Source organism: Archangium gephyra (assembly GCF_042230915.1).
GTDB classification, from domain to species: domain Bacteria; phylum Myxococcota; class Myxococcia; order Myxococcales; family Myxococcaceae; genus Archangium; species Archangium gephyra_B.
Genome location: NZ_CP102578.1, coordinates 9,818,499 through 9,834,987 on the forward strand (window position 1 = coordinate 9,818,499; position 16,489 = coordinate 9,834,987).

Annotated in this window: 14 protein-coding genes; 9 read left to right on the forward strand and 5 right to left on the reverse strand. The window is 69.2% G+C overall.

What is annotated here, in order from left to right; all coding sequences use genetic code 11:
- The first annotated feature begins 68 nt into the window (after positions 1 to 68).
- Together NR798_RS38670 and NR798_RS38675 are read left to right on the forward strand one after the other, a co-directional pair.
- A complete protein-coding gene (locus NR798_RS38670; protein WP_375767582.1) occupies positions 69 to 1,574 on the forward strand; it encodes a transglutaminase family protein in 1,506 nt (501 codons plus the stop codon).
- Between the two features lie 86 nt (positions 1,575 to 1,660).
- Complete coding sequence (locus NR798_RS38675; protein ID WP_375767583.1) at positions 1,661 to 2,920, forward strand: hypothetical protein; 1,260 nt, start codon at positions 1,661 to 1,663, stop codon at positions 2,918 to 2,920.
- A gap of 64 nt (positions 2,921 to 2,984) precedes the next feature.
- Here NR798_RS38675 and NR798_RS38680 read toward each other — a convergent pair whose 3' ends face one another.
- Positions 2,985 to 5,078 carry a thioredoxin domain-containing protein gene (locus tag NR798_RS38680; protein ID WP_375767584.1) on the reverse strand — a complete coding sequence of 698 codons (2,094 nt, stop codon included), beginning with the start codon at positions 5,076 to 5,078 and terminating at the stop codon, positions 2,985 to 2,987.
- 143 nt (positions 5,079 to 5,221) lie between these two features.
- Between NR798_RS38680 and NR798_RS38685 the strand changes: the two genes are divergently transcribed.
- The 7 genes from NR798_RS38685 (at position 5,222) to NR798_RS38715 (ending at position 12,848) form a co-directional block, all read left to right on the forward strand.
- Positions 5,222 to 6,598, forward strand: a complete 1,377-nt coding sequence (locus NR798_RS38685; protein WP_375767585.1) for an ArnT family glycosyltransferase — start codon at positions 5,222 to 5,224, stop codon at positions 6,596 to 6,598.
- Between the two features lie 66 nt (positions 6,599 to 6,664).
- Entirely contained in the window at positions 6,665 to 8,386 is a 1,722-nt protein-coding gene (locus NR798_RS38690) for an LVIVD repeat-containing protein (protein WP_375767586.1), read from the forward strand.
- 154 nt (positions 8,387 to 8,540) lie between these two features.
- On the forward strand, positions 8,541 to 9,083 hold the full coding sequence (locus NR798_RS38695) for a DUF350 domain-containing protein (protein ID WP_375767587.1): 543 nt from the start codon (positions 8,541 to 8,543) through the stop codon (positions 9,081 to 9,083).
- Positions 9,084 to 9,087: 4 nt separating this feature from the next.
- On the forward strand, positions 9,088 to 10,029 hold the full coding sequence (locus NR798_RS38700; protein ID WP_375767588.1) for a transglutaminase domain-containing protein: 942 nt from the start codon (positions 9,088 to 9,090) through the stop codon (positions 10,027 to 10,029).
- A 204-nt stretch (positions 10,030 to 10,233) separates the two neighbouring features.
- Complete coding sequence (locus NR798_RS38705) at positions 10,234 to 11,577, forward strand: hypothetical protein (protein ID WP_375767589.1); 1,344 nt, start codon at positions 10,234 to 10,236, stop codon at positions 11,575 to 11,577.
- Positions 11,578 to 11,697: 120 nt separating this feature from the next.
- Positions 11,698 to 12,369, forward strand: a complete 672-nt coding sequence (locus NR798_RS38710; protein WP_375767590.1) for a hypothetical protein — start codon at positions 11,698 to 11,700, stop codon at positions 12,367 to 12,369.
- A gap of 2 nt (positions 12,370 to 12,371) precedes the next feature.
- Positions 12,372 to 12,848, forward strand: a complete 477-nt coding sequence (locus tag NR798_RS38715; protein ID WP_375767591.1) for an SMI1/KNR4 family protein — start codon at positions 12,372 to 12,374, stop codon at positions 12,846 to 12,848.
- Positions 12,849 to 13,219: 371 nt separating this feature from the next.
- Here the strand turns inward: NR798_RS38715 and NR798_RS38720 are convergent, their stop codons facing one another.
- The 4 genes from NR798_RS38720 to NR798_RS38735 all read right to left on the reverse strand — a co-directional run bounded on the left by NR798_RS38720 (position 13,220) and on the right by NR798_RS38735 (position 16,456).
- A complete protein-coding gene (locus NR798_RS38720) occupies positions 13,220 to 14,092 on the reverse strand; it encodes a hypothetical protein (protein WP_375767592.1) in 873 nt (290 codons plus the stop codon).
- Between the two features lie 323 nt (positions 14,093 to 14,415).
- A complete protein-coding gene (locus NR798_RS38725) occupies positions 14,416 to 15,168 on the reverse strand; it encodes a tRNA(His) guanylyltransferase Thg1 family protein (protein WP_375767593.1) in 753 nt (250 codons plus the stop codon).
- On the reverse strand, positions 15,149 to 15,625 hold the full coding sequence (locus NR798_RS38730) for an AAA family ATPase (protein ID WP_375767594.1): 477 nt from the start codon (positions 15,623 to 15,625) through the stop codon (positions 15,149 to 15,151). The genes NR798_RS38725 and NR798_RS38730 overlap by 20 nt, the downstream gene beginning before the upstream one ends.
- Positions 15,626 to 15,658: 33 nt before the next feature.
- The gene (locus NR798_RS38735; protein ID WP_375767595.1) at positions 15,659 to 16,456 is read right to left on the reverse strand and encodes a hypothetical protein; all 798 of its coding nucleotides are present in this window, start codon (positions 16,454 to 16,456) and stop codon (positions 15,659 to 15,661) included.
- Positions 16,457 to 16,489: the final 33 nt, after the last annotated feature.

The following is a 16,489-nucleotide window of genomic DNA, read 5'->3' on the forward strand; positions in this document are numbered from 1 at the left end:
AAGAGGCACCAGCCCCCCGCGCCGGAGCGCCGCGAGCGATGCGACTTCCCAGAAAAGCCCTCCTCCCCGTGGGTGCCGCGCTGCTGAGCCTGGCGCTCGTGCAGTGCAAGAAGCAGGAGCCCGCGCCCGAGGCGGCCCAGGTCCAGGCCGGGACGCAGCAGCCCCAGGCGCAGCAGGCCCAGGCACCGGCCACCGTGTCCGATGTGCTCAAGGCGCCCCGTCCGCGGGGTGGCGAGTACATGGGGCTGTACCTGGTGGGCAAGAAGGTGGGCTACGTCTTCAACGACCTGGGCCCCGTCCCAGGCCGCGCGGACCGGGTGCGCAGCATCAACGAGCTGCACTTCAAGGCCCAGGTGGGCGCCCGGCTCTCCGAGCGCGTGCACCGGGAAGAGCGCATCTACGAGGCGCAACCCGGCGGACGGCTGGTGGCCTTCACCATCGAGCAGCGCGGAGACGGCGGCACCCAGACGCTGGTGGGGACGGTCTCGGCGGGCGGGATGAGCGTGGTGCGCAAGCGGCCGGGGCTGCCGGACGAGACGGTGAACCTGCCAGCCACCACGGAGGTGGTGGAGGACGCCGACCAGGTGCGCGTGGCCCTGCTGCGCCAGGCGAACGTGAGCGGCAGCTGGATGGATGGGACGGACCTCGGCACCTACAAGCTGAGCACCACGGTGCAGCCGGCGGAGGAGCGGCTCATCAGCGGGGTGAAGGTGAAGGTGGGCAAGGCCGTCAGCGTCTCAGACAAGGAGAAGGTGCCCATCACGGCCTGGGTGGCCGCCGAGGACGGACGGCTGCTGGAGCTGGAGTTGGGCCAGACGATGAAGGCCCGGTCCGAGCCCGAGCAGGTGGCGAAGAGCCTGGAGATGGTGGAGGTGTTCGGCCTCACGCGCGTCGTGCTGCCCCGGGCGCTGCCGCCCGAGGCGCAGACCATCCCCGGGCAGGTGAAGCTGGTGATGGAGAACCTGCCGGAGAGGTTCCAGCGCGACACCTACCGGCAGAAGTACGAGGCGCAGCCGGACGGGCGCGTGCTGGTGACGCTGTCGGCGCGGGCGCCCGAGCCGAAGCGCCTCGCCCCGAGGCCGCTCGCGGACCCGGAGGGTGGCGACAACCTCAAGAGCTCCATCATCGTCGAGAGCGACAGCCCTCAAATCCGCGAGCTGGCCACGCAGCTGGTGGGGAGCGAGAAGGACGCCTACACGGCGGCGAAGAAGATCGTCGGCTGGGTGGCGGCGAACCTGAAGAAGGACTACGGGGCGAGCGCGGACCGGGCCACGGACGTGCTGCGCCAGCGCAAGGGCGACTGCACCGAGCACTCGCTGCTCACGGTGTCCCTGCTGCGCGCCTCGGGCATCCCGGCCCGGCGCGTGGACGGCGTCATCTACATGGTGAACCAGGACGGCGTCCCCGCCCTCTACTGGCACGAGTGGGTGGAGGCCTTCGTGGGCGAGTGGACCCAGCTGGACCCCACCTTCAACCAGGTGGTAGCGGATGCCACCCACTTCGGGGTCGGCCGGGAGGGAAACGCGGAAATCACCCCACTCATTGGGGCCCTAAAGGTCGTCGAGGTAAAGTAGGGGGTGCCGGGGGCCCCCCCCTTGGCAACCAGTTGGAGAGTCGACTAAGCAGCCCCTGCCTTTGTGGCAATAGTGACGGGGGTTTCATGAACAAGTTGACTCAGAAGTTCCTGGCGGTCTCGCTGCTCGCCCTCGCGGGCTGTGAGGGTGAGGCCAACAGTGGCCGGCTCGTGGGTTTCATCGTGGATGGCCAGACCGGGCAGCGGCTGAACTTCTTCAAGGCCGAGAGCGACAAGAACAACCTGGGCGATGACGGCGACAGCCAGAGCCAGGTGTACGCGATCATCGACGGAGAGTTCCGCCGTGCGGAGCCGTGCGGCCGCGGCGATCTGAACGGCAAGAATGGCATCGAGGCGGACGGGTGCTTCCAGATCAAGGACATCCCCGAGGGGATGACCGTCCCCGTCTTCGCGCAGGCCCCGGGCTACGAGCGGTTCATCGGTGAGTACACCTACGCGCTGATGGACCTGGACGTGGAGCACGCGCAGAAGGTGGCCAACATCCGGCTGTTCCCCAAGGGCTTCGCGGTGGACTACCGGTTCAACGTGAGCTTCAACAACCAGCCGGTGCCCAACGCGCAGGTCATCTGCCAGTACATGCCGACGACCGGTAACACGCTGCAGGTCTCGGGCACCTTCATGGATCCGGTCAACACCGGCACCGCCGCCATCACCGCCACGAGCAATGCGGATGGCGTGGCGTCCATCCCGGGCGCGCAGCTCGTCAATGGCGCGACCTACCGCTGCGAGGCGGTGCTGAGCCAGTCCATGGACGGGGTGACCCTGTCGGGCCAGGGCAACATCACGGCCGGCGTGACCCAGTCCGAGCAGCGCATGTCGCTGAGCACCAGCGGCTCGACGGACACCCTGCTCTACGCGGTGCGCTCCAACGCGGACGACACCACCAAGCTGATGGGCGCGGACGGCAAGCTGATGGTCACCTTCAACCGCCCGGTGGAGATCGTCGCGGGCACGGCGGATTGCCAGTACGCCACCGCCGCCATCTACTACCCGGACAGCGACGGTGTGACGGGCGCCATCTACCCGACGCCCGCTGGCTCCACCACCAACGGCGTGTCGGAGTCCGTCACCGCGGAAGTCTCCGCCGACGGGCTCACGCTGACGCTGGGGTTCAAGGCGGAGCGGCCGTTCGAGGCGGATGATCGCGGCACCTACGTCAGCTTCAGCGGCATCATCGTGCGCCCGCGCGGCAGCATGTCGTCCTCCGACATTCGCGCCATCGGTGGCGTGGGTGCCTGCCCGGCCGTCGCTGGGTACAGCGTGGGGGATGTGGCGAACCTGCGCACCGGCGGCTTCGACCAGAACAACACCATCCAGCTCTTCTAAGTCTCGAAGGGCGCACCCGGAACGAGCGGACACTGCCTGCTCGTTCCGGGTTGTATGGGTTTGATCAGGTCCCCGGCTGCACCAGGGCCAGCTGCCTCGCGAGCTCTCCCGGCTCCTTCAGGGGTGGCTCGCAGGCGAAGTGGCGGCACAGGTATGCGGCGCCCTGAGCGCCCACCGGCTCGCGGCCCTCGAAAGTCTCTCGCATCGACGGTGGTACCGGCGCTCCCGGCTCCTTCCAGGCGAAGGCGAAGGTCGGAGCGTAGGTCCCCCGCGTCACCGCCAGCAGCGGCTCCACCAGCTCCCGGGTTCCCGCGAAGGTGACGCTCGGCGCTCCCTCCACCAGCGCGTCCGCCGCCAGCCCCAGGTGCCCGTAGCCCATCGGGTTCTGCCGCAGCTGCTCCCGCATGCGCGACACGTAGCGCTCGGCCAGGTCCAGGTACTGCTTGTTCCCCGTCAGCGCCGCCAGCGCCACCTGCGCCTCCGTCAGCGTCGAGGCCCCCGAGGGGAACGCGTTGTCGAACGTCGCGTAGGTCGCCACCACCAGGTCCTGCTGATCCTTCGGCGCCGTCAGGTACGCCCGCTTCTCCCCATCCCAGAAGCGCGCCTGCGCCGCCTTCACCAACGCCTCCGCCGCCTCCAGGTACTTCGGCTCGAAGGTCGCCTGGTACAGCGCCGTCAGCCCCGAGGCCAGGTCTCCGTAGTCCTCGAGGAAGCCCGGGATGCGCGCCTGCCCCTCCTGGTACGAGCGCAGCAACCGCTGGCCATCCCATAGCTCCTTCAACAGGAAGTCCGCCGACCTCCGCGCCAGCGCCACCCAGTCCGCCCGCCCGAAGACCCGCCCCGCGAAGGCCAGGCCTCGCATCATCAGCCCGTTCCAGCCCGCCAGGATCTTGTCGTCCCGCCCCGGCTTCACCCGCTGCTCCCGCGCCTCGAAGAGCTTCCGCCGGGCCTCTCCGAGCCGCGCCTCCACCTCCTCCACCGGGAGCTGGAAGTCCCTCGCGAGCGTCTCCACCGGCACCACCGCCTCCAGCACCGTCGCCCCGTGCTCGAAGTTGCCCCCCGGAGAAATCCGGAAGTGGCGCAGCGCCAGCTCGGCCAGCTCCGGCGCCAGCACCTCCCGCACCTGCTCGGGCTTCCAGACGAAGAACTTCCCCTCCTCGCCCTCGCTGTCCGCGTCCTGCGTGGCGTAGAAGCCGCCGCGCGCGTCCGTCATCTCGCGCCGCACGTACTCCGCCGTCTCCTCCACCACCTTGCGCCACAGCGGCCTCGGCTCCACCTGGTACGCCTCCGTGTACAGGTGCAGCAGCTGCGCGTTGTCGTAGAGCATCTTCTCGAAGTGCGGCACCGTCCACCGCTCGTCCACCGAGTAGCGGTGGAACCCTCCCCCGAGCTGATCGTAGAGGCCTCCGAGCGCCATCTTCTCCAGCGTCAGCAGCACCGCCTTCTTCAGCGCCTCGTTGCCACTGTGGCGCCGCCAGGCCCGGAGCATCAGCGCCACGTTCATCGGGTTGGGAAACTTGGGCGCTCCACCGAAGCCCCCGTTCACCCCGTCCACCCGGCGCAGCATGGACTCCCCCATGGCCACGAGGTCCTCCCCCTTCAGCGCCGCCGCCACCGCGTCCAGGCCATAGCTGGCCAGCTCGCCCAGGCCCTCGCGGAACTCCTCCGACTGCCGCAGCACTTCCTCCCGCTTCGCCGTCCAGGCGTTGTGCAGCGCCTCCAGCACCTTCGGGAAGCCCGGCCGCCCGTACTTGTCCCCCGGCGGAAAGTACGTGCCCCCGTAGAACGGCAGCAGCTCCGGCGTGAGGAACACCGTCAGCGGCCACCCGCCCCCCTGCCCCATCAGCTGCACCACCCCCTGGTAGATCTGATCCACGTCCGGCCGCTCCTCGCGGTCCACCTTCACGTTGATGAACCACTCGTTCATCAACCCCGCGATGGTGGGGTCCTCGAAGGACTCGTGCGCCATCACGTGGCACCAGTGGCACGCCGAGTAGCCCACCGACAGCAGGATGGGCTTGTTCTCCGCCCGGGCCCGCGCGAAGGCCTCGTCGCCCCAGGGGTACCAGTCCACCGGATTCGACGCATGCTGGCGCAGATAGGGCGACGGCTCGCGCGCGAGGCGGTTTTTCGCACCGGAAGGCGGAGGCTGGGCCACGGGATGCTCCTGACGAAGGGGGCGGACCCCATGTGATAAGAGCCACACGCCGCGCGAGCAAGCTCCTCCGAGCGTGCGTGCTTCCCGGTACCCTTCCGAGTGTTCAGGGACGGGTAGAAAAGGGGCTGGGCAAATGCCCCGGGTTGCGCTTTGTCCTGGGCGTGGCCGAGCCCCTCCCCACCCGCGCGCCCTCCCTCGTGACGCTCAGCCTCGTGCTGCTGGCGGTGAGCGCCGGAGTGCGGCTCGCGCTCGCCTCCGCCACGGACATCTACTTCGACGAGGCCTACTACTGGCAATGGGCCCAGCACCTCGACTGGGGCTACTACGACCACCCGCCCCTGGTGGCCTGGCTCATCGCCACGCTCGGCGTCCGGCTCACGGCCCTGCTGTGCGGCGCGGGCACCGTGGCCGCCGTGTGGGGCCTCGCCCGTGACGTGTACGGAGACAAGGAAGCCGCGTGGCGCGCGGCCGCGCTGTGGAGCGTGGTGCCCGTGGGCATCCTCTCTGGAGTCTGGGCCACCCCCGACACGCCCCTGCTGCTGTGCTGGGCGCTCGCGCTGTGGGCGCTGTACCGCGAGCGGTGGGTACTGGCGGGACTGGCCTGCGGGCTGGCCCTGCTGTCCAAGTACCCGGGCGTCCTGCTCGCCGCGGCCTTCGTCGCCGCCTGCGTGCGCGCCCGCCGCCTGCCCGCCGGAGCGTGGCTCACCGCGCTCCTCGGGGTGCTCCTCTTCCTGCCCGTCGTGCTGTGGAACGCGCGCCATGACTGGGTGGGCTTCGCCTTCCAGCTCAAGCACGGCCTCGGTGGCACCGGCGGGTGGCGCACCTTCGGGGAGTTCCTCGCCGGCCAGCTGGCGCTCGGCGGACCCGTGCTGCTCCCGTTGACCGCGGTGTACGTCCTGCGCGGCCCGAGGGAGCAGTTCCTCCTGCGCGCGGCGGCCGCCGCTCCCCTTCTCCTCTTCGGCTACGCGTCCCTCCGCACCCGGGGCGAGGCCAACTGGCCGGCCGCCGCGTACCTCTCCGCGTGCGTGGGACTCGCCGGCATGCGCCCCGCGTGGTTCCGCGCCGCGGCCCTCGCCAACCTCGCCGTGGTGCTCGCGGTGGGCTCGCACCTGCTCTTCCCCGTGCTGCGCTTCGAGCGCGACGTTCCCCTCGCCCGCACCCACGGTTGGTCCGTGCTGTCCCAGCTCTCCGAGCCCGCGCGGCTCTTCCCCGGGCTCGAGCGTGAGGACGTGGCCGGGGTGTACGCCCCCAGCTACCAGCTCGCTTCCGAGGTGGCCACCTACGCCCGGCTGCCCACCGACACCGCGGGAGGAGCCCGGTACAGCCAGTATGACCTCTGGCCGGACCTGGTGGTGGCGCCCGGCCAGGACGCGCTGTGGCTCTCCGAGGACCGGCCTCCTCCCGAGGACCTGGCCGCGCGCTTCGCCTCGGTGGAGGGGCCGGTGGAGCTGCCCGCCGACTTCCGCGGGCGCCGCGTGCACACCTTCTCCGTCTGGCGGCTGCGCGACGCGAAACCCTGAGGCCCCGGTATGCTGCGCGCCCCGCCCCCCTTCCGGGGGACGTCCGAGCTTTCCGTGGAGCACGCAATGCAGCGCAGCCGCCTCGCCGTCCTGCTGTTTCTACCGCTGGCCCTCGCCACCGGATGTACCGATCCCCAGTGCCAGGGCACGGCCTGCGACGGCAGCGATGCCGGGCTGGACGCCGGAGTGGATGCCAGCACCGTCGACACGGGGGACTACGAGGCCACCAGCCCCTACGCCAACTGCCACTTCATCCAGGGCACCACGGGCACGCAGTGCGGTGAGCTCGGCAGCTTCGACCTGTCCGCGTGCCAGCGCTCCACGCTCGGCGCCGCCGCCCAGGAGGGCGTCTTCACCACCCACGGCCGCATCGACTTGAACGATGGCGGCGTGCGCTACTCCACGCAGAGCCACTCGCTGCGCAATGACGGTGGAGTCGAGACCTTCAACGGTTGGTCCACCCTGAGCACCAACATGGACCTCGCCAAGCAGTTCGACACCAACACCTGGTTCGTCGCGCGGCACACGGCGAGCCGGCTCGCGGACGGTGGCCCGAACAACGTCACGGTGGGCTATGCCGGCTGCTCGGCCCAGGACACCAACCACTTCACCGGCTGCTACGCCGTGTGCCGCAATGGCGCGGCCACCGAGGTGGGCACCTTCAAGACCGCCCGCATCGTGCCCGCGCGCAACGAGAGCGAGGCCAACGGGCTCTCGCTCGTCTCCGAGACGGCGGTCGTCGACCAGTACGACCCGAGCTACTCCTTTGGCCTCCCGGTGGACGTCTACGTCACGAAGAGCCACGCGTATGTCGTGTCCCTCGAGGGCTCGTACCAGGGCTGGGGCGGCCTGTCCGTCTACGACGTGAGCGACCCCGCGCACCCGGCGCTCGTCAATCAGATCTCCGCCGAGAACGGCTACTGGAACGGCGTCTGGGCCAAGGGGGACGCCCTGTACGTCGCGAGCGGCAAGAACGGCGTCATCACCTTCGACATCACCGACCCCGCCAACCCCATCCTCACTCCCGTGCAGGTCCAGGAGAACGTGGACGCCCACACCGTCTTCGTCGAGGGCAACCACCTCTACGCCATGGGCGATCCGACGCGCATCTATGACATCTCCAACCCGCGCGCGCCCAGGCTCCTCGGCCGCTACGTGCCGCCGGGCGCCGAGTCCTACCCGTCCGCCTACGTGCACGATGCCTTCGTCTACCAGGGCCGCATGTACAGCTACTACTGGTCGTACGGCATGCAGATCAGCGACGTCTCCCGGCTGAGCGACACACAGGGTCCCACGCCGCTCGGCGGCTACCGCTACGGCATCAACGCCGATGGCAGCCCGATGCTCAGCTACTCCCGCAGCCACGCGGGCGCCGTGGGCACCTACGTGGACCGGCTCATCGCCTTCGAGGGCGGCGAGACCTGGGGCGCCCACCTGCGCGTGCTCGATGTCACCGACCCCACCCGGGTGAAGCTGATCTCCCGCTACCGCCTGCGCCAGGAGGCCTCCATCCACAACATGATCCTCGATGAGGCCCGCAAGCGGCTCTACATCGCCTACTACCAGGAGGGCGTCCGCGTCCTGGATGTCGCCAACCCCGCCCAGCCCCGCGAGCTCGGCTACTTCAACACCTTCCGCTCCGAGGACCCGATGCGCGGCCTGGGCTTCTACGAAGGCGCCATCGGCATCCGCGTCCCCAAGGCGCCGGATGTCTCCACCGCCAACGCGGGCCTCCTCTACGTCGTCGATACCTCCCGCGGATTGCTCATCCTGCGCGAGACGAAGTGAAGACACGGGGGCCGGGGTGGGCGTCCGAGGAGACCCTCACCCCAGCCCTCTCCCAGAGGGAGAGGGAGCGAGCAGGCCCCGTGCGGCCTGGTGGGTTTCGCGGCGTTGAATGATTCCGTGCCCGCGGGCTTCCTCCTAGAGTGAGCCCGCTCCCATGAACCTGCTCCTCGTCGCCGTCGGGCTGTCCAAGGTGGTCTTCGGTGGGCTGGTCGCCGCGCTCGGCATCTGGCTCGCGTTCCGCGGTCTCAACCGGCTGCTCGGCACGGATCCCACCGTCGACCTGCGGCAGGGCAACGTCGCCGCCGGAATCGTCCACGCCGCCAGCCTGCTCGCCCTCGGGCTGCTGGTGCACAACGCCGTCAACGCCACCTTCGACGCCGTGGACCTCACCTTCCGCGGCCCCTCCATCGAGCCCGCGGCCCTGGTGCGCCTCACCTTCTTCGCCCTCACGCACGTGGGCGTCGCCCTCCTGGTGGGCACCGGCGTGCTCGCCCTGGGCGTGCTCCTCTTCGACCGCATCACCCCCGGCATCGACGAGCTCGCCGAGGTGCGCCGCGGCAACGTGGCGCTCGCGCTCGTCCTGGCCGCCATCCTCCTCGTGCTCGCCCTGCTCACCGCGCCGGGCCTCCAGGCCACCCTCAACGGCCTCATCCCCTTCCCCGACCTCCCGCCCTCCACCTTCCAGTCCCCCTCCTGACCCCGTGGCCGCCCCGCCGTCCAGCCCGGGGAAGACGCTCCTCCAGCTCTTCCTCGTCCTCTTCATCGCCTCGAGCTGCTGCTGCTTCCTCGGGCTGCGCTGGCTCGTCACGCCCGGGGTGCGCTCGCACTCCCCGCGCCCGGCCACGCTCCCGCCTCCCGAGCTTCCCGGCACCCAGGGTACCCACCTCGGCCTGGCCCTCGTCCCCGACTCCACCCCGCTGAGCCAGGCCCGCACCTATGAGTGGCGCGCCGAGTCGCTCCTCCCGCCCGAGTACCGGGTGGGCTACGGCCTGGGGGAGTCCCTCGCGAGCGAGCTGGACCGGGAGCACCGGGCCTACGGCCGGAAGACGCGGTTCCGCGCGCTGAGCCGCGCCCGCTTCACCTACCAGGCCCCGCCCGGATGCCAGCAGGACATGCGCTGCATCTACGCCGAGCTCATGCGCAGCAACGCCGAGCCCGTGCACGCGCTGGGCACCCGCTTCGTCGAGCACATCCGCGCCCGGCAGCTCGACCCGCTCGAGGCCGGCGAGCTCATCATCACCTTCATCCAGCGCATCCACTACGTGGAGCCCGACGGCCAGCCCTTCGGCGTCCTGCCTCCCGCGCTCGTCGCCGCGCGGGACGAGGGTGACTGCGACTCCAAGGCCGTGCTCGCGGTGATGCTGCTGCGCCAGGCGGGCATCGACGCGGCCATCCTCTACTCGGACCCGCTCGCCCACGCAGCCGTGGGCGTGGCCCTGCCCGTGCGCGGCCCTGCCTTCCGCCTCGGCAACCGCGTGTACCGCTACGCGGAGCTCACCACCGAGGGCTGGCCCCTCGGGATGATTCCGCCCCAGCACGACAAGCCCCATTTGTGGAAGGTTCTGCCCATGCCGGAACTACCCGGCGAGACGGGCTCGCGTGTTGACGAGGTGGACACTCCCGTGTCCGGAGACGTGGAGTAGTCGAAGCGGCATCTGGCCCGGAGGGTGGGTTCCCGGAGCGCTCGGGGTGACGAAGCTTCACCACCCAACCCCGAGGCGCCCCCCCCGCCGAGCCCCTCTTCCACTGCTGTACTTCTTCACTCGCTCTGGCTCTCTCCTGTGCACCCCGACTGACAATCGGGTCGCACCGGAGTGCGTGGTGGGCACCCCCTACCGGAGGTCGCCATGCCGTCCCTCTCCCGCTGGCTCGTCCTGTCCCTGCTCGGCCTGTTGACCCTACCCGCCTGCCTCGCGATGCCGCCGGAGCAGGACGCCGAAGCCGCCCTCGAAGCGCCCGCTCCCGAACAGGAGCACGTGGCCCAGGCGCTCACGGGCGATGATGCCCTCGCCACCCCGAGCTGCCTCGCCAAACCCCTGCTGTCCGCGCTCGGCAAGAGCCACGTGCTCGTCGGTGGGAAGATGAGCGATGCCGTCGCTTCGCAGGCGCCGTTCGATGTCCGCTACATGTACCTCGCGGGCGGACTGTTCGACTCGGCGGAACCCTGCGGCTCGTGTCTGAGTTGCAGCGCCCAGGCGCAATCCTGCGCCAACTCGAGCGGCGGCTGCGGCTGGTGGGGCTGCTGGCAGTGGGACCAGCAGGCCCCGGGACAGTACCTGCGCGACTTCCTCCAGGCCGCCGCCACTCGCAGGCAGATTCCGATGATCACCTACTACGAGCTGCTCCACACCAGCGGCGTGGCCGATGGCACCGCCGAGGTGCTGCGCGTGGTGGACGTCTCCCTCATGCGGCGCTACTTCAATGACTGGCGCTTCGTGCTGAAACAGATTGGAAGCACCACCGCCCTGCTGCACCTCGAGCCGGACTTCTGGGCCTACGCGCAGTTCCTCGCCCTGGATCCCCGCCTGCTGCCCGCGGCCGTCGCCTCGGCCAACCCCACCGACTGCGGTGATCAACCGAACTCGGTGGCCGGCATGGGCCGCTGCCTCATCTCCATGGCGCGCAAGTACGCCCCCAACGCCAAGGTGGGCCTGCACGCCTCCGCGTGGGCCACGAAGATCGACGCCCACCTCAACACCAACCCGCTGCTCGATGTGACAGTCGAGGCCCGCAAGGTGGCCGACTTCCTCCGCCTGTGCGGCGCCGCCGACGGGGACTTCGTCGTCGTGGAGACCAGCGACCGCGATGCCCAGTGGTACGAGGCGACGATGGGAAGCTGGCGCTGGTGGGATCGGAACAACTTCAACATGCCCAACTTCCGCCAGGCCTTCACGTGGTCCCGCGCCCTCTCGGAGCGGCTCGGCAAGCCCCACCTCTGGTGGCAGCTCCCCGTCGGCAACATGTCCCTGTCCGGCACCTGGGAGAAGTGGCGCGACAACCGTCTGGATTACTTCTTCGACCACCCGGACCAGGTCGCCGCCGCGCATGGGCTCGGCATGGTGTTTGGCGCCGGGGCCGAGGGACAGACCAATCCCTCCACCGATGACGGCCACTTCGTCCAGCGCGCGAAGGGGTATTTCGCCAAGGGCGGACAGGCCGCGTGCCCCTCGGGCCTGAGTCAGGCGCGGTAGGGGCACGGGTTCGAGTCCCTACTCCCCGCCATGAGCCTGCCCCGGTTTCGTGGCATCAGCCCCGTAGGGTATCCCCTCAGATTGGCAACCCATCGGGGGGCCATCACCACGGGGATTCCCATGAAGCTGGCCGGAGCAGTGGTGCTGTTGGTGTTCCTCACCGGATGCGCGACAACGCAGAGAAAGGACGGCCCCGGAACGGGAGGCTCTGGTCCTTCACCCTCACCGGGGGCCAAGCCCGCAGTGAAGAAGGAACTGCCCTGGTTGAACGTGCTGGGCGGACGGATGAAGACGACCCTCTTCTACGGCCCGTGGCAGTGTCGCCGGGAGTTCATGAACGGGTGCCAGAGGGAGTGCGCCAGCGAGGGCCACACGCTCAAGGGGTGCATGTGGCTGGCCGACTTCAAGTTCGATTGGGAGGGAAGCCTCGTTGTCCTCCCCGTTCCCGTCAAGGCCGGGAGCCGCTACGGCATCTACCACTGCTGCTGCAACTACACCGAGCTGTCAAAGGAGGACACACGCGCCGCTCGCAAGAAGTGGGAGGGGAAGAGGGAGTCCTTCCGGCGGGGTTGGAGCGAGAAGTTCGGAACGTGGCCGGAGAAAGGTGACGTGTCCTGGCCAGGGCACCACGTCCGGGATCTCAAGCACGGGGGGGATCCGGTTGACCCCAACAACGTCATCCCCGCCGAGCCTGATGTTCACGAGGTATTCAACGAGCAGTACCCCGCTTGCTACGACGGCAAATCCCCCTGGAATACAGTGGGCCCCGACTTGCCCTACACGGACAACTGACGATGGCCACGCCCCTGAACAGCTTGCTCGAAGAGGTCTCTCGCGAGCACTTCCCCCATGCTCCCGCCACACCCGAGGAGATCGAGGAGTTCGAGCAGCGGGTGGGTTGGCGGCTGGACCCTGACCTCCGGGCCTTCTACCTGCACTGCAACGGGGCGGAGCTGATTAAACGGTTGCCGGATAGCCCCTATCGCATCCTTCCCCTGTCGAAGATCGTCCGAGCGCGGGTCGCCATCTTCGGGAAGAAGAACGATGACGACGCGCACGGCCCCGCCTCGATATGGGCCATCTGCGACGTGCAAGATGGCAACTACCTGCTGGTGGATGTGGCCCGGCAGGACAATGGTCGCTACCCCGTCATCGACGGCTGGCACGAGGCGTGGCCAGACCCGAAGTATTGCGATCAGATCGCCACCTCCTTCTCGGACTTCTTGGAGCGGGCCCTGCGTGATGGCCAAGCCTACTGGCTGAACGAATGAGACGAGGCCCTCGCCAATGAGCCTCCTGCTCGAAGAGGTCTCCCGCGACCACTTCCCGTATCCACCCGCCACGTCCGAGGAGATCGCGGAGTTCGAGCAACGCCGAATCCCGAGTACTGCGGGCCAGTCGCCAGTTCCTTCTCGAAGTTCATGGAGGCGACGATCCGCTCTCGACGCCCCGTGTCCTGGCGAACGTCCTCAGCAGTTCTGCCCAGTCCACTCCCGAGGTCCTCTCCGTCATCGGCTCCTTCCTGGCCGCTGCATCAAGCGCCCCCTTCCCTCCTCCGCACCTGCCTGGGGGACACGTTGCCCTGCCCACCGAGCCGGGAGCGGCCCGGTCGAATGAATTGCAAGACACTCGACCACCGCGCTCAACGCGGAGCCGGCCCGAGCGCCTGGCGGATGGCCGCAGTGAGCTGCAGCGCATCCGTGGGCGTCACCCCGCGAGGGCCGCCCCGCACCACCAGCATCGGCTCTCCGGTGAGCAGCCGCCATTCGACGCGCGGATAGCGGGTCAGGTCGAGCAGCACGGGCTCTCGAAACCCCGTCCATTCGGAAATGGGCACGCCCGCCACACAGCGGCGGTAGGCGACGAGCCCAGGCCTGGCTTCCACCTCGGTGGTGGCGAAGGTGCGCAGCAGGAAGTACGCGAGCGCCATGGTCGCCAGGGCGAGGCACGCGCTGCCCAGCCCCCGGGTCTGGGGCTGCGAGGCGAAGTAGGCCAGCGGCCAGACGAGGACGGCCATCCCCGCGACGAGGGTGCTGCGCCCCAGCCAGTCCCACCCCGGCACAAGCCGCCAAGTTCCGTCCGCCTCCCGTAGGCGGGGGACGCCCGGGGAGGCGTCTGGCTGCAGCTCCAGCCCCCTCCAGCGGTCGCTCTCGGAAGAGCGCTGTCCGGGGAGCGACTCCCACAGGTAGACCCGCCCGAGCCGGGGCGAGTCCACCAGCGCCACGTCCACCTCCCACCACAGGTCATGGTCGGGATGCTTGACCCGCCTTCGCTCCAGCTGGACGGGCCCCGCGAGAGGCAGGACCACCCGCTGGCCACTCGCGCTCCACTCGCCCAGGAGCACGCCTTCCTCCGCGCGCCACACGAAGACGTTGCGCAGCCAGGCCGTGCAAAGCCCGAGCGCGACCGCGGCCGCCAGCAGCGCGCCGCCCACAGGCAGCCGTATCTCGGGCCGGCCGTCCACGAGGATGAGCAGCCCTGCGGCGGCGCACCCGGCGGCCAACAGCGAGAACATCCACTCGATGGCGCGCTTTCTTCTTCCGGGGGTCAAAACCAACTGGAGACCCGCTCTGTCAGCGAAGGTGTCAGGCTGGCCTTGCGCGTATAGAGGAGCGTCTTGCCGTCGTTGTAGGCGTCGACATTCATCTCGATGTTTGAGTAAGGCATGGCCGAGGTGCAAAGGCAGGCAGCGGAGTCAACCTGTCCACCGAGTCGGGGGAGGCTCACTTCAGCACGCGTGAGGTCTGCGGACATAGATAGCGGATGCCGGATCAAATGCAATACGGCTGCATTTACAGGGTACCCTCACCCCGACCCTCTCCCAAAGGGAGAGGGAGTTCAGGGGGCCTTCATCCGCTCCCGCACGTAGGCGTCGTACTCCTCCTTCATCGGGAGGGACTCGTCCACGCGCAGCCGCCGGCGCAGCGTGCTCACCTTCCGGCCACTGCGCGGATCCTCGCCCTCCTTCTCGTACTGCTCCCAGGAGATGCCCGAGCCGCGCCTCTGCCAGAGCGGTAGCTCGTTGAAGTTGATGCCTCTCTGGAAGAGGAGCTCGTTCTTGAAGCCCACCGACTTGCCGTGCAGCTCCCGGGAGGCCTGCGCCACGCTCAGGCCCTCCTTGCGCAGCGTCCAGTAGCACCAGCCGTGCAAAGCGCAGCGCGTCGCGTCCGCCTGCCTCCAGCGGAAGTAGTCCACCACCGCGCTCTCGTTCACCCCCATCCACACCCGGCTGTCGAATACCGCCGGCACTCCCGCCACGTGCGTGAAGGTCGCGCTCGCCACGCCCGCGGAGATGGACACCAGCTTCTCCACCTCCCGGTCGAAGAGCGACCAGTCCGGCCGGAAGAGCACCGAAATCTCATCGCTCTCCGTGTAGGCGTAGACGCCCTGCAGCTCCTCCAGCAGCGCCGAGGCCGTGCGCACCATCTGCTGGTGCAGCGTCGCATCGAAGGGCTTCTCGTAGCGCGCCTCCGTGAAGCGCGAGAAGCCCCGCCCATCCACCCGCAGCACGCACCACGCCCCGCTCAGCAGCCGCAGCGAGTGGAAGAACTCGCCCTCACGCATCCGGGCTTCAAAATCGTTCGGACGCATCTCCCTCCCTCCATTCCCTCACGTCGAAGCCGCCCTCCGGGCCGGCCCGTACGTGGAACAACGCATCGAATCCCTCGGCGTACGAGGGCCACCGCAATTTCCGGTACGTGATGTGGATCGCCTTGTCCGTCACCCGCGCCCGCCCCACCCGCCCCGCGTTGCGCGCCAGGCATGTCTCCAGGTCCGACTCGAAGACATAGCCCACCACCCGCGCACCCCGCTCCCGGCCCAACGCGATGAGCGGCTCGCGGTCCTCGACGAGCGGGTGGGTGTTGTCCACCACCACCGAGTCCCCCCGCTCCAGCGCCTCGGCGATGAGCCTGCGCTGCCGGGCCTCGCGCTTGCGCGCGTTGGGCCACAGGTCCTTGCTCACGTGCACGTGCGTGCCCGCGAAGCGCTCCCGGTAGAAGCTGCTCTTTCCCGAGCCCTGCAGGCCGATGAAGAGGACCAGTTCCATGGCGAAGACGGCCGAGCAGCCTCCAGGTACGCGTCAGGCGGCGGCAGCCCGTGCCGGCCGTCCAATGAGGAGGTGGACGTGCAAGGGCGAGTTGCCCGCGCGCACCCGCTCGATGTCCCACTGGTAGTCGCCCTCGCCGAGCCCCTCGGTGAGGGCCTTCATCTCCTCCACCGAGTACACGCGCAGGCACGAGACGATGCCATCGAAGACGATCGTGAACGGGATGAGCGGCAGCAGGTAGGTGAGCGCCAGCCGATCCAACCGCTGGGGCCGCATGAAGGGCGTGGCGAGCAGGGTGTTCACGGACGAGAGCGCCGTGACGAAGAGCGTGGTCGGCGAGCGCTCCACCAACTCGAAGATGGCGATGCCCTGGCGCTTGGCGACGGCATCGGCCAGCACCTTGCGCGCCAGCTCGGGCGGCAGGTGGTGGAAGGCATTGCACATCAACCGGAAGCCCTTCAGCTCCGGAGGAACCGCGGTGGCATCCACCGGCGCGGAGACGTAGTCGATGCGCCCGCCGCTCTCCGCCTTCACCTGCTCGAAGTGCGCCAGGTCCGGGTACAGGTCCGTCAGGGTCGCCTGGACGGGGTAGTGCTCCTGCTCCTCCAGCAACCGCACGATGGGCCGCACCGGACCCGAGCCGCCCGAGGCCAGGTCCAACAGGCGCCGCTCGCCCATGGCCTCCATGGCCTGCTTCAGACGGCGCACCAGCTCGCGGTAGGGCGCGTCATACACATTGGCGACGAAGGCGAGGTAGTCGGTGACGCCCCGGCGCAGGACGGAGGGGAGCCAGGGCTGATCTTCGAGCTCGAACAGATGAAGGCGGGACATGGAGGGAGGCTCCCTCCACGCTCCCGGGGATGC